General features: G+C 64.6%; 10 protein-coding genes and 1 pseudogene. 5 read left to right on the top strand and 6 right to left on the bottom strand.

Annotation, left to right across the window (positions count from 1 at the left end; translation table 11 throughout):
* Positions 1–28: 28 nt before the first annotated feature.
* On the bottom strand, positions 29–688 hold the full coding sequence (locus PPGU16_RS20775; protein WP_180724648.1) for an alpha/beta hydrolase: 660 nt from the start codon (positions 686–688) through the stop codon (positions 29–31).
* Between the two features lie 318 nt (positions 689–1,006).
* Here PPGU16_RS20775 and PPGU16_RS20780 point away from each other — a divergent pair, with 318 nt between their 5' ends.
* Entirely contained in the window at positions 1,007–2,611 is a 1,605-nt protein-coding gene (locus tag PPGU16_RS20780) for a DHA2 family efflux MFS transporter permease subunit (RefSeq protein ID WP_180724649.1), read from the top strand.
* 44 nt (positions 2,612–2,655) lie between these two features.
* Here PPGU16_RS20780 and PPGU16_RS20785 read toward each other — a convergent pair whose 3' ends face one another.
* Both PPGU16_RS20785 and PPGU16_RS20790 read right to left on the bottom strand, forming a co-directional pair.
* Positions 2,656–3,411, bottom strand: a complete 756-nt coding sequence (locus PPGU16_RS20785) for an AraC family transcriptional regulator (protein WP_180724650.1) — start codon at positions 3,409–3,411, stop codon at positions 2,656–2,658.
* Between the two features lie 393 nt (positions 3,412–3,804).
* Positions 3,805–4,089: a hypothetical protein gene (locus PPGU16_RS20790; protein WP_180724651.1), complete on the bottom strand. Its 285-nt coding sequence runs from the start codon at positions 4,087–4,089 to the stop codon at positions 3,805–3,807.
* A 227-nt stretch (positions 4,090–4,316) separates the two neighbouring features.
* Here PPGU16_RS20790 and PPGU16_RS20795 point away from each other — a divergent pair, with 227 nt between their 5' ends.
* From PPGU16_RS20795 to PPGU16_RS20805, 3 genes are read left to right on the top strand one after another with little or no spacing between them, the layout of a single operon-like run.
* Positions 4,317–5,102, top strand: coding sequence for a PadR family transcriptional regulator (locus PPGU16_RS20795; protein ID WP_180724652.1), 786 nt, complete (start codon positions 4,317–4,319; stop codon positions 5,100–5,102).
* A gap of 35 nt (positions 5,103–5,137) precedes the next feature.
* On the top strand, positions 5,138–5,956 hold the full coding sequence (locus tag PPGU16_RS20800; protein WP_180724653.1) for a siderophore-interacting protein: 819 nt from the start codon (positions 5,138–5,140) through the stop codon (positions 5,954–5,956).
* A 25-nt stretch (positions 5,957–5,981) separates the two neighbouring features.
* Entirely contained in the window at positions 5,982–7,247 is a 1,266-nt protein-coding gene (locus PPGU16_RS20805; RefSeq protein WP_180724654.1) for an MFS transporter, read from the top strand.
* Positions 7,248–7,454: 207 nt separating this feature from the next.
* Here the strand turns inward: PPGU16_RS20805 and PPGU16_RS20810 are convergent.
* The 3 genes and pseudogenes from PPGU16_RS20810 to PPGU16_RS20820 all read right to left on the bottom strand — a co-directional run bounded on the left by PPGU16_RS20810 (position 7,455) and on the right by PPGU16_RS20820 (position 11,274).
* Positions 7,455–9,688, bottom strand: a pseudogene (locus PPGU16_RS20810) (xanthine dehydrogenase family protein molybdopterin-binding subunit).
* A gap of 23 nt (positions 9,689–9,711) precedes the next feature.
* On the bottom strand, positions 9,712–10,713 hold the full coding sequence (locus PPGU16_RS20815) for an FAD binding domain-containing protein (RefSeq protein WP_274599989.1): 1,002 nt from the start codon (positions 10,711–10,713) through the stop codon (positions 9,712–9,714).
* A gap of 9 nt (positions 10,714–10,722) precedes the next feature.
* Positions 10,723–11,274, bottom strand: coding sequence for a (2Fe-2S)-binding protein (locus PPGU16_RS20820; protein WP_180724655.1), 552 nt, complete (start codon positions 11,272–11,274; stop codon positions 10,723–10,725).
* A 382-nt stretch (positions 11,275–11,656) separates the two neighbouring features.
* On the opposite strand from PPGU16_RS20820, the gene PPGU16_RS20825 reads away from it, so the two are divergent.
* A complete protein-coding gene (locus PPGU16_RS20825; protein ID WP_180725160.1) occupies positions 11,657–12,652 on the top strand; it encodes a hypothetical protein in 996 nt (331 codons plus the stop codon).

A 12,652-nucleotide genomic window follows, 5' to 3' on the forward strand; every position in this document is an offset into this window, starting at 1 on the left:
TCACGCAGAGGATTGGAATGCGAAGGACTTAGCGGCGGGCGAGCGGCGCAAGCGCGCGCACGAGGGCCTCGCGGCCCAGTGCGACGCCTTCGCCGGAAATCGTGTGGCCGACGCCCGGCAGTGCGAACGCTTCGACGTCGAAGCCCGCGTCGTGCAGCGCGATCGCGGCACGCTCGGTTTCATCGACGGAGATGACGGCGTCGTCTTCGCCATGGATCAGCGTCACAGGCGTGGCGCTCGTCGCGGTAACCGGCGACGCGAGCCGCCCCGAGAACGCGACCACGACGGCTGCGCCCTGTGGATTCGTCGCCACGTGATGCAGCGACATCATCGAGCCTTGCGAGAAACCGACCAGCGCCAGTTGCCCGTAGCCGAGGCCCTGATGCGCAAGCTCCGCGTCGAGCATCTTGTGTAGCGCGGGCCAGGCGGCCGTGACGCGTCCCGTGCGGTTCTGCTCATCGACATTGCGCAGGCTGAACCACTGACGCCCGCCGAAGCCGCCGTCGAACGGCTCGCTGCCGTCGAGCGACGTGAAGGCCGCCTGCGGCAGCGCTTCGCGCCAGATGTCCGCGAGCGGCACGAGGTCCTGAGCATTGCTGCCGACGCCATGCAGCAGCACGACCAGCGAGGTCGCCGGTCCTTCGGCGGGTGCGAGCCGCCAGCCGTTGTCGAATTGTTCCCAGGCCATCGCCTTCATCCTTTCATATTGCGCGGCGCACACCGCGGGCACTGCACCGCTGCCGTGTCACGCATGTCACGCGCAGGCGGGAGCATACGACGCGTCCCGCAATCTTGCGTGGATTTCACGCAAAACGTCGGTGGCGCCCAACACCTGATATCGGCGCGCGACGCGGCACTGGACAACACATTTCTGATTCGCTCTCCGCCTGCGTCTGTGCACGTGGCCGATGCCGTTCGGCGCTTGCGACTATCATCGGCATGTTGCGCCGCGCGAGCATGCCACGCAACGCATGTCGCGCGACACCTCTTCACCGACGGAGCCTGCTTGAGCGAACCGAACCAACCCGACGCGTCGTCCGCCCCTTCGAAGCCCGCCGGGCCGCCGGGCCCGCCCGCACAGCCGCCGCTGCAGGGCGGGCAGCTGGCGCTCGCGACCTTCGCCGTCGCGCTTGCGACCTTCATGAACGTGCTGGACACCTCGATCGCCAACGTTGCGATTCCAACCATCTCGGGCAACCTCGGCGTCTCCGTCGATGAAGGCACGTGGGTCATCACCGTGTTCGCTGCGTCGAACGCCGTGTCGATTCCGCTGACGGGCTGGTTCACGCAGCGCTTCGGGCAGATCAAGCTGTTCGTCGGCGCGATTCTCGGCTTTGTGATCGCATCGTGGCTGTGCGGCGTCGCGCCGTCGCTGCCCATTCTGCTGTTTGCGCGCGTATTGCAGGGCGTGGTCGCGGGTCCGCTGATTCCGCTGTCGCAAGCCATTCTGCTCAGCTCATGGCCGAAGGCGAAATCGTCGACGGCGCTCGCGTTATGGGCGATGACGGCGACCGTCGGCCCGATCGCGGGCCCCGCGCTCGGCGGCTGGATCACGGATAGTTACTCGTGGTCGTGGATCTTCTACATCAACATTCCCGTCGGCATTTTCGCGGCGGGCGTCACGTGGATGATCTACCGCACGCGCGAAACGCCGACCCGCAAGCTGCCCATCGACATTGTCGGCCTCGGCCTGCTCATCACGTGGGTCGCGTCGCTGCAGATCATGCTCGACAAGGGCAAGGATCTTGACTGGTTCGGCTCGCCCGTGATCGTCGCGCTCGCGGTCACGGCCGTCATCAGCTTCGCGTTTTTCCTGGTCTGGGAACTGACGGAGCCGAACCCGATCGTCGATTTGCGGCTCTTCACGCAGCGCAACTTCCTCGGCGGGACGATCGCGATTTCGGTCGCGTATGGCGTGTTCTTCGGCAACCTCGTGCTGTTGCCGCAATGGATGCAGGAATACCTGAACTACCGTTCCGTCGACGCGGGTCTCGTCACCGCGCCGCTCGGCATCTTCGCGGTGATCCTCGCGCCCGTGATGGGCCGCGTGCTGCCGCGCTCGGACGCGCGCATCATCGCGACGCTCGCCTTCGTCGGCTTCGCGATCGTGTTCTTCATGCGCTCGAACTACGTCGTCGAGATCGACACGTGGCATCTGGTGCTGCCCACCTTGCTGCAAGGCATTCCGATGGCGATGTTCTTCGTGCCGCTGACGGCCATCATTCTGTCCGGGCAACCTGGGCCGAAGGTGCCGGCGGCGGCGGGTCTGTCGAACTTCGTGCGCGTGTTTTGCGGCGCAGTCGGCACGTCGATCGCGGGCACCGCGTGGAACAGCCGCACGATCCTGCATCACGAGCGCCTGACCGAGCAGGCCAACGCGAACAATCCCGTCTTCGCGCAGCAGATCGACAACACGCAGACGCTGCTGCACGTCAGCCCATCGACGTCGAATGCACTGTTCGATTTCACCGTGAACACGCAGGCCGCAATGATGGGGCTGAACGACATCTTCTATGCGTCGGCGATCATCTTCGTGCTGATCATTCCGCTCATCTGGATCACGCGCCCCGCGCGCGGCGGCGGTGGCGCGGATGCGTCGGGCGCGCATTGAGGCCGATGTCAGCCGACAACGACCGTGTTGCGTGAGCCCTGACGCTAGCGGAAAAAGCGCGCGGGCGTCTCGCCCAGCGCGTCCTTGAACACCGCGATAAACGACGACACGTCGCTATAGCCGACCTCGAGCGCCACCTGCGTGACGCTCGCGCCTGAGCCGAGGCGCATCAGCGCCGTCAACAGGCGTAGTTGCTGGCGCCATTGGCCGAACGTCAGCTCTGTTTCCTTCGAGAAAAGTCGCGCCGCCGTGCGGGCGGTGATCGACGCCTGCTCAGCGAAATCGTCGAGCACGCCGGCGCGCGCCGGGTCGGCAGCGAGCGCATCGGCGATATGCCGCGCGCGCAGATCGCGCGGATAAATCAGCGACAGCGCCACCTCCGTCAGCCGCGGCACGCGGTCGGCGATCACGGCCAGCAGGCGCAACTGCTCGGCATCGGCGGGCGCGCTCGCGTCGAATTGGGACGCCGCGCCGAGCAACTCGTCCATCAGACCGTTCACGGCCATGACGCAACAGCGCGCGGGCATGGACAACGCGTCTTCGTCGGCGTACAGGATGCGCAGCACGACAGGCGCCGCCGACGACATCCTGTGCAACACGCCCGGCAGCATCCAGACAGCGTGATGCGAGGGCGCGACCCACAGCCCGTTCTCCGTATGCACGGCCAGCACGCCTTCCGTCACTTGCACGAACTGCGCGCGGCGCATGCTGCGCCATGGCTGATCGAGCGCGTCGTGACGCACAGCCAGCACGAAAGCCGAACGCGCGACAGAATCGGGATCGAGGGGACCGGCATTCATTGATGTGTCCGTTTAGCCCTGTTTGGGGACCGGAACCCATCAAGGCTAGCATGCGGCGGGCGTGCATGCTTCATCGCAGTGCAACGCGACGTTCCCGGGCAAATAGGGAGAAACGTCAAAGTCTGCGGGGGGAAATTGAACGGAAGGCCGCTATCCCTGTTGAAGGCTCATGCATGAGACAGGGTTAAGGTTCGCAGCAGCAACTCCGATCTCTGAGACTGCATCGATTCCAGCTGCGCAAAGACGAACCGACTCAGAAACGCGGCTGCTCCGGCAGCAAAGTGTGGAATCAGACGCGCGTGCCGTAGCGCGCGCCTCCAGGCCAGGCCGTCAACAATCGATCCTGCCGTCCACCGGCTCGTCGGCATAGCCCAATGTCATCATCGCGGCAAGTTACGAGCCGAAATACACCGGCTTCATTCCATCATTCGCGTCCGGGCGGATCGAGCCTTCGATCTTGTGCCCAACGCGGGCAACCGCGTTGCGGAACGAACGCAATTCGTGACGGGTGCCCGACGCCGTGCTGCCATCGGCAACGCCACCCGCGTCGGCCGCGGCAGCGTTCGTCTGCACGATCTGAGCATTGGCAGGCGCAGCTTCCTCGCTGGATTGGGCGAACGACGACACAGCCGGAATTGCGAGGGCAGCAGCAACAACAAGCGATTGAACGAGTTTCATGATTCCTACCTCCAGGCTTTGATATCTCCGCAAACACCCGTTTGCGTTTCAGTGCTTGCAGTGTAGGCCGGACGACTTGCGCAATTAAGCCGTTGCAGAACAATTGAATGTTGTTGGAATAGGTACAAACCCTAAGTCGCAATGAAGATTTGATCGAGATTTGTCTTGACGAACTATCTTTAGATATATATCTTACGATACATCTTAAGACACTCGGAGATGCCAACATGCGTCATCACCACCACCGCTTTTCCCGTGACTTCGCCCGCGGCGCCGACTTTGCCCGCGACCCTTCGTTCTTCGGCTTTTACGAACGCTTCCAGATGTTCAGAGACGCAATCGGCCGCCACCCACGCGGCGGCGGCGGCCGGCATGGCGGCCCGTTCGGCGGCGGTGCGGGTGGTCCGTTCGGAGGCGGCTTCGGCGGAGGATTCGGCGGCGAGGGCGACGGCTTCCCGCGCGGCCGCAAGTTCACGTCCGACGATCTGCAACTGCTGCTGCTCGCGCTGATCGACGAACAGCCGCGTCACGGCTACGAGCTGATCAAGGCGCTCGAAGCACGCTCGAACGGCTTCTACACGCCGAGTCCCGGCATGGTCTACCCGGCGCTCACCTATCTGGAAGAGCTCGGCTATGTGACCGTGCAACTCGAAGGCAACCGCAAGCGCTACTCGCTCGCCGACGCGGGCCGCGAATACCTCGCCGGCAACCGCGAGCGCGCAGACCTGATGCTCGCCAAGCTCTCGCATATCGCCCGCAAGATGGACTCCGTGCGCCGCGCGTTCGCGGGCGAAGGCCAACCGGGTGAAGCAGGCGACGACGCGAGCGAATACGGCGGCTGGCTGCCCGAATTCGTGCAGGCGCGCCGCGCGCTGAAACATGCGCTGCTGCTGCGCGACAACGCATCGCCAGACGAGCAGCGGCGCATCGCGGCGATCCTCGCACGCGCCACGGCCGACATCGAAAGCAAACCGCGCGAAAACGGCGGCAAGACGTCGGGCGAACCTGCTTGAAGCAGCCGACCCCAACGACATTGAGAGAACATCCTATGCAAGCAACCCGAACCGATCTGACCGTGACGCGCGTGCGTCATCCGCTGAAATTCCGCCTCTTGCAGGTGAAACACGTCGAGGCCGTCACGCCGCATCTGATCCGCGTGACGCTGACGGGCGACGACCTGCACGACTTCGTGTCCGCGTCCTTCGACGATCACATCAAAGTGTTCTTCCCCGCGCCCGGCGAAGACAAACCGACCGTGCCGACGGCTGGCCCCGACGGCCCCGTATTTCCCGCCGACCGTCCGCGCCCCGTCGCGCGCGATTTCACGCCGAAGCGCTTCGACCGCGACGCGCGCGAACTCGACCTGGAGTTCGCGATGCACGAAGCTGGTCCCGCCGCCGAATGGGCGGCGCAGGCGAAGGCCGGGCAGTATCTCGGCATCGGTGGGCCGCGTGGCTCGTTCGTGGTGCCGACGGGCTTCGACTGGCATCTGCTGATCGGCGACGATACCGCCCTGCCCGCCATCGGCCGGCGTCTCGCGGAATTGCCGCAAGGCGCGCGCGTCGCGGCCGTGATCGAAGTCGCCGATCGATCCGCGCGCATCGAGTTCGAGACGCAGACCGACCTGTATATCGAATGGCGCTATCGCAGCGAAGACGCGTATCGAGGCGCAGAGTTGCTGAAAGCGGTGCGCGAGACGTTCTTGCCGGACGGCGAAGGCTACGTGTGGGCAGCGGGCGAAGCGGCCACGATGCGCGCGGTGCGCGCGTTCCTCGTCAACGAACGCGGCATCGACAAATCGCGCATCCGCGCGTCCGCGTACTGGAAACAGGGCGAGCAGGCCGTCCACGAGAATCTCAACGACTGACGCCTCAATCGAACGGAGCCATGCATTGCTCTCATTGAACGAATCACACGAGCGGCGCCTGTTGTGGCTGCTCGCGCTCACGCAATTCACGATCATCATGGATTTCATGGTGATGATGCCGCTCGGCCCGCAGATCATGCACGCGTTCCAGATCTCGCCCGCGCGGTTCGCGACGGCCGTTTCGGCGTATTCGTGGTGCTCCGGGCTATCGGGCCTGCTGGCCGCCACGTATATCGACCGTTTCGACCGGCGGCGTCTGCTGCTTGCCATTTACGCGCTGTTCGCGCTGTCGAACCTCGGCTGTGCGCTCGCGCCGAACTTTCCGCTGCTGCTGGTGGCGCGCGCGTTCGCGGGCATTACGGGTGGCGTGCTGGCTTCGGTGGTGATGGCGATCGTCGGCGACGTGATTCCCGTCGCGCGGCGCGGTGCGGCGACGGGCACGATCATGACGGCCTTCTCGCTGGCGGCGATCGCGGGCGTGCCGGCGGGCGTGATGCTCGGCGCGCATTTCGGCTGGGCATCGCCGTTCGTGTTGCTGGTCATATTGTCCTGCGTGATCTGGATGGGCGGGCTGCGCATGGTGCCGTCGCTGACCGAGCATCTGCAGAGACAACGCGTGCCGCTCGCGCAGGTGTTGCCGGATCTGTGGAGTCTCTTCGCGAATCCGCGGCATCTGAATGCGTTTGCGCTGACCTTCGTCGTGATGATTGGGCACATGCTGGTGATTCCGTTCATCGCGCCGACGCTCGTCGCGAATCACGGCATCGCGCCCGCCAATCTGTCGTGGCTGTATATGGCCGGCGGTGCGGCAACCTTCTTCACGTCGCGCCGGGTTGGGGAACTTGCCGATCGCTACGGCAAGAAGCGCGTGTTCCGTATCGCTGCGTTGCTGTCGGTGTTGCCTGTGCTGTTCGTCACGCATCTGCCCGATGTGCCGTTTTATGTGATGGTGCTGTTCTTTCCCGTGTTCATGGTTGCGATGTCGTCGCGCATGGTGCCGATGCAGGCACTGCTCACGACGGTGCCGGCGCCGCAGACCCGGGGTGCGTTTCTTAGCGCTAACAGCGCGGTGCAGGCGATGGGCACCGGTTGCGGGGCGTGGTTCGGCGGTCTGTTGCTGTCGACGACTGCGCAGGGGCAGATAGCGGGTTATGGGACTGTTGGATGGCTGGCGGCGGCTGCCGGGGTGCTCGCGTGTGTGTGGATTGGGCGCGTGAGTGGTGCGGGTGATGCCACCGCCGGTGGCGCGGTGAAGCCTGCGGCTGGGGCTGAGGTGGTTGGGGAGGTGTGAGGCTTCGTTTTCGCGGTTTGTCGGGCTTTTCTCGGGCGTCCGCGGTTTGGTTTTTTGCTTCAGGTTTTGCCGTTCGGTGCGTTTGGCTTTGCGGTGGCATCCGCGTGATGTTATTGGTTCGCAAGCGTTGCCCCTGTGCGGGGCAACGCTTGCGAACCAGAAGCAAATCGCGGATGCCAGCGAATACACCAGCAAAAACCCCAAGCCCTATGCCTCCCCGGCAATCACATCCTCAATCATCACCGGCAACCTCCGCACTCTGACACCCGTCGCATGATGCACGGCATCCGTAATCGCCGCCGCGACCCCGGCCAGCCCGATCTCAGCAATCCCCCGCGCGCCAAGCTCGTTGAACACCGGATCGGGATAATCCAGAAACGTCACATCGAGCGCGGGCGTATCCGCATGCGAAGCAATGATGTAATCAGCAAAATTGCTATTGATAGGCGCACCGTTCTGCGCGTCATACATCGTATGCTCGAAGAGCGCCATACCGACACCCATCACTACCGCTCCTTCGATCTGATTGCGCCCGGCGCGCGGATTCAGAATCCGCCCCGCGTCGATCACCGTCACGATGCGGCTCACACGTAGCCGCGCCGTCTCCGGCTGCCACGTCACTTCGGCGAAATGCGCGCCATACGAGTAAATCGAATAATGCTTCTTCAACGGATCGTCGAAGCCGCCCTGCGCGCTGCCCTTGCCTGACGCCGCGTGCATCTTCGCGGCCTGCAGGATCTCAGCGAACGGCACGCCCTTCTCCGCCGCATCCGTCTTGCGAAACACACGTCCCGCGCCGAACGCGAGCGCGTCCTTGTCCGCCCCTTAAATGGCGACTCGTCGATAGCGACGGCCCGCGCCAGCACCATGTCCGTTGCCGCGCGCGCCGCCTGCAGCACCGCGGGAATCACGGAAGCCGTCGCCGCCGAGCCGCCCGATATCGGTCCGACCGGCAGCATCGTGTCGCCGAGCACGACTTCGATCTTGTCGAGCGGAATGCCCGTGTGCCCCGCGACCAGTTGCGCCAGAATCGTGTACGTGCCCGTGCCGATGTCCTGCGTGCCGCACACGACGCGCGCCGTGCCGTCCGCGTGCAGATCGACCGTTGCCTCCGCCGAAAAACGCAGCCCCGGCCAGCCGCATGCGCCGACGCCCCAGCCGAGCGTCAGCCCGTCGCGCGTCATCGACCCGACTTCCGGCGTGCGCTGCGCCCAGCCGAACTTTTCCGCGCCTGTCGTCAGACACTCGACGAGATGCCGCGACGAAAACGGCAAGCCCGTCGATTCATCCACCTTCGGCTCGTTTCTCAAACGGAATTCGACGGGGTCGATATCGAGCTTGCGAGCGAGTTCGTTCATCGCCGATTCGAGCGCATACAAACCCGGCACCGCGCCCGGTCCGCGCATCGCCGTCGGCGAGCCGACGTTGCGTCGCACGAGACCTGAACTCACGCGCAGATTCGGCACGCTGTACAAGAACGGCGTGATCTCGCCGCAGCTTTCTTCGTAGTCATCGGCGATCGCGGTGTGGTTCAGGTAGTCGTGGCGAATCGACGTGAGCTTGCCGCTGCGATCGGCGGAAAGACGCATGCGCTGCTGCGTCGTCGGTCGATGGCCGACGTTCTGGAACATCATCTTGCGGCTCACGACCAGCTTCACCGGTTGCCCCGTGTGACGCGTCGCAGCCGCCGCGAGCAGCGAGTGCGGCCACATCCACAGCTTGCCGCCGAAGCCCGAGCCGAGATAGCGCGAGATCACGCGCACTTTCTCTTTGGGCAGGCCGAGCATCTGCATCAACGTGCCCTGATGGTTCGACACCGCCTGCGTGGTCTCGTAGAACGTGTAGCCCTCGCCGTCCCACTGCGCGACAGTCGCGTGCAGCTCGATCGGGTTGTGCGTTTCGACTGGCGTGACATAGGTCTCGTCAAGCGTCGTTTCGCTGGTGTCGAATGCGGATGCCGAATCGCCGCGCTCGCTCTGGACGTGCAACTCGTCCTTCGCTTCGAGTTTGTCGCTGACGTCATGCGCCGTCTTTTCATAGCCGACCTTCACGGCCGCCGCGGCGTTGCTTGCCGCCTCGAAGGTCTCGGCGACGACGGCGGCCACGTACTGTCCGTAATAGCGGATGACATCGTCCTCGAACGGCGGGCGCGCTTCATCGACGAAGCCCGTCTCCATCGAGTTGCCAGAAATGCGATAGAAGCGGCCAATGTTGCCGCGATGCAGAACCGCGCGCACGCCGGGCATCGCCTCTGCGGCAGCAAATTCCAGCGACGTGACGCGGCCGCTCGCGATCGTCGCGCACACGGGCACCGCGTACAACATGTCGGGCAAGTCGATATCGGAGGTGTACTGCGCGCGCCCGGTCACTTTCAGCGGACCGTCGATGCGCGACTGCGGCTGCCCGATGATGGACAGCATTGAATCGGACACAGCTGACATGGAAAGAAGTCCTCGAAAAGGTTTCAGACGGACTGCATGACCTGCGTCAATGCATGTATCAGGCAGCGCCTCGATAGTTCGATCTTGAAGCCGTTCTGGCTCTGCGCTTTCGCATTCGCGAGCGCGGCGTCGGCGGCGCGCGCGAAGCTCGCTGCGTCGGGCACGGCCCCCGCGAGTTCGGCTTCGGCTTCGCGCGCGTGCCACGGCTTCGTACCGACACCGCCGAGCGCGACATGGGCGCGCGTGATGCGCCCGTCGGCCACATTGACGACGACGGCCGCCGACGCCAGCGCGAACTCATACGACGCGCGGTCGCGCAGCTTCAGATACAGCGAGCGGCTGCCCGGAATCGGAGGCAACGTGACATGTGTGACGAGATCGCCAGGTTCGAGCACGGTTTCGCGCTCCGGCGTGTCGCCCGGCAGCAGGTAGAAATCGTCGATCGGAACGCTGCGCGCGCCCTTCGTCCCCTGAATCTGCACCGTCGCGCCGAGCGCCGCGAGCGCGACGTTCATATCCGACGGATTGGTCGCAATACATGCGTCGCTCGTACCGAGTATCGCCATCGTCCGGTTGAAGCCGGTGATGGCAGAACAGCCGGAACCGGGCACGCGCTTGTTGCACGGCATCGCCGTATCGCGGAAGTAGACGCAGCGCGTGCGCTGCAGCAGATTGCCGCCCGTCGTCGCCATGTTGCGCAACTGCGCGGATGCGCCCGCCAGCAGCGCCTGCGACAGCACAGCGTAGGGCTCGTGAATCAGCGGGTTCATCGCGAGGTCGGCGTTGCGCACCATTGCGCCGATTCGCACGCCGCCCTCGTCGGTCGTTTCGACGCGGTCGAGTGGCAAGCGGCTGATATCGACCACGCGCGCCGGCTTCTCCACATCGAGTTTCATCAGATCGAGCAGCGTCGTGCCGCCCGCGAGAAAGCGCACCTGCGCGCCCTGTTGCGCCGTCTGCGACGCAGCGCCCGCGACGATCGCGTCGCGCATGTCGTCGGCGCGCGAAAGCTGGAACAGTTCCATCGTGGCCTCCTAGCGCTTGCCGCGCACGGTCTGGATGGCCGTCACGATGTTCTGGTAGGCGCCGCAGCGGCACAGGTTGCCGCTCATCGCTTCGCGCACGTCGGCGTCGTCGGGGCCGATCGCTTCGTCGAGCAGCGCGACGGCCGACATGATCTGACCGGACGTGCAGTAGCCGCACTGATAGCCGTCGCACTCGACGAACGCGGCCTGCATCGGGTGCAGCGCGTCGGGCTCGCCGATGCCTTCGATCGTCGTAATCGTGTCGCCTTCGTGCGTGGCCGCGAACGACAGACAGGCGTTCTGGCGGCGGCCGTTCACGTGCACGGTGCACGCGCCGCACTGGCCGTGGTCGCAGCCTTTTTTCGTGCCGGTCAGATGCAGATGCTCGCGCAACGCATCGAGCAGGGTCGTGCGCGGATCGAGCGACAGCGCGTAAGTCGTGCCGTTCACGTTCAGTTCGACGGGAATCGTGACGCTCGACGACGATTGCGTGTGTGGCGTACTGCCCGGCGGATTGGCGTCCTGCGGAGTGACTTCGGGTCGGGCGATGGTATGGGGCATCGGGAAATCTCCATGCAGCAATCGGAAGGGGACGATCGGAAGGAAGACTGTCGAATGCCAGATGGCGCTCGACACGACCGCGCGACACCGTCGCCGTGACGTGGAGCACCGATGGACAAGCGAAAAGTATAGGCGTCGATTCGCGGACGCGCCGGTGGCGTGCCGCCAACCTCCGCACCACAAACGCGATCCGCGCCTCTGACTATCCAGCCGTCTGATAGGTCAGATCGATCGACAGACTCATCAGACGAAGCAAGCGCGATACCCGGCCTCGCGTGCCCCGCTGCAAAAAACGGTAACCGTTACATCTGCCCCTTGCAGCGCACAAATCGCTCTACTGATTCAGAATGATTTCGATTCAAAGAGCATATCCGTGAACACGATGAAGAAGAAACCGCGCCACCGTTGGAAACCGTTGCTGCTGGTGGGTATGGCCTGCGCGCTGTCGGCCCGCAGCGCGCAGGCGCAGGAAATCGCGCTGTACGGCGGCTGGCTCGGAGGCGCCAGCACGAACACCTACTCGTGGGCGATCGACTATACGGAAGGCTTTGGAAGATACGTCGCGGGCAGCATCACATGGCTGAACGAAGGGCATATGCCGGACCATCACCGCGACGGCCAGGCGGTGCAGATATGGGGGCGTCTGCCGCTTGCGCAGAACCGTTTCGTGTTTGCGCTCGGCGTCGGGCCGTATCGATACTTCGATACGGAGGCGGCCGAACAGGGCCAGGGCTATTCGAACACGCACGGCTGGGGCGGCCTGTTCAGCGCGCGGGCCACCTGGTACACGACGCGCCGCTGGACGACCAGCCTGCAACTCAACCGTATCCAGGTGTCGCGCGGACCTTCGACGACGGCCGTACTGCTCGGCGTCGGCTATCAGCTCGACGCGCCCGACGAGCCGGGCCCGCGCGCCTGGGCGCTGCCGCGCACACATGACGTGACGAACAACGAAGTCACGGTGATGGTCGGCCAGACCATTCTCAACAGCCTGGAATCGCAGACGTCCGTGGCCGAGTCGATTGAATACCGGCGCGGGCTCACGCATTGGCTCGACGGCACGCTCGGCTATCTGCACGAAGGCGGCGGCCTGAAAGCGCGCCGCGACGGGCTCACGGCGCAGTTATGGCTGACGCGCGCGTTTCTCGACGATCATTTGACGCTCGGTTTCGGTGCGGGCGCGTATGCCGCGATTCATCATGGCGAAGACCCAGACGAACGCTCGACGGGCGATGGCGTGCTGTCAGGCATCGTATCGGCGTCGGCGTCGTATCGCTTCACGCAGCACTGGGCGGCGCGCGTGACGTGGAATCGCGTCGTCACGCGCTACAGCCGCGATACGGATGTGCTGATGGGCGGTATCGGTTATCGGTTCTAG

Origin of the sequence: Paraburkholderia largidicola (assembly GCF_013426895.1) — a bacterium.
Lineage (GTDB): Bacteria > Pseudomonadota > Gammaproteobacteria > Burkholderiales > Burkholderiaceae > Paraburkholderia > Paraburkholderia largidicola.

Coding starts and splice junctions, on each gene's coding strand:
- PPGU16_RS20815 (WP_274599989.1), bottom strand. CDS start 10,713: ATGGAACTGTTCCAGCTTTCGCGCGCCGACGACATGCGCGACGCGATC.
- PPGU16_RS20820 (WP_180724655.1), bottom strand. CDS start 11,274: ATGCCCCATACCATCGCCCGACCCGAAGTCACTCCGCAGGACGCCAAT.
- PPGU16_RS20795 (WP_180724652.1), top strand. CDS start 4,317: ATGCGTCATCACCACCACCGCTTTTCCCGTGACTTCGCCCGCGGCGCC.
- PPGU16_RS20790 (WP_180724651.1), bottom strand. CDS start 4,089: ATGAAACTCGTTCAATCGCTTGTTGTTGCTGCTGCCCTCGCAATTCCG.
- PPGU16_RS20785 (WP_180724650.1), bottom strand. CDS start 3,411: ATGAATGCCGGTCCCCTCGATCCCGATTCTGTCGCGCGTTCGGCTTTC.
- PPGU16_RS20775 (WP_180724648.1), bottom strand. CDS start 688: ATGGCCTGGGAACAATTCGACAACGGCTGGCGGCTCGCACCCGCCGAA.
- PPGU16_RS20800 (WP_180724653.1), top strand. CDS start 5,138: ATGCAAGCAACCCGAACCGATCTGACCGTGACGCGCGTGCGTCATCCG.
- PPGU16_RS20825 (WP_180725160.1), top strand. CDS start 11,657: ATGAAGAAGAAACCGCGCCACCGTTGGAAACCGTTGCTGCTGGTGGGT.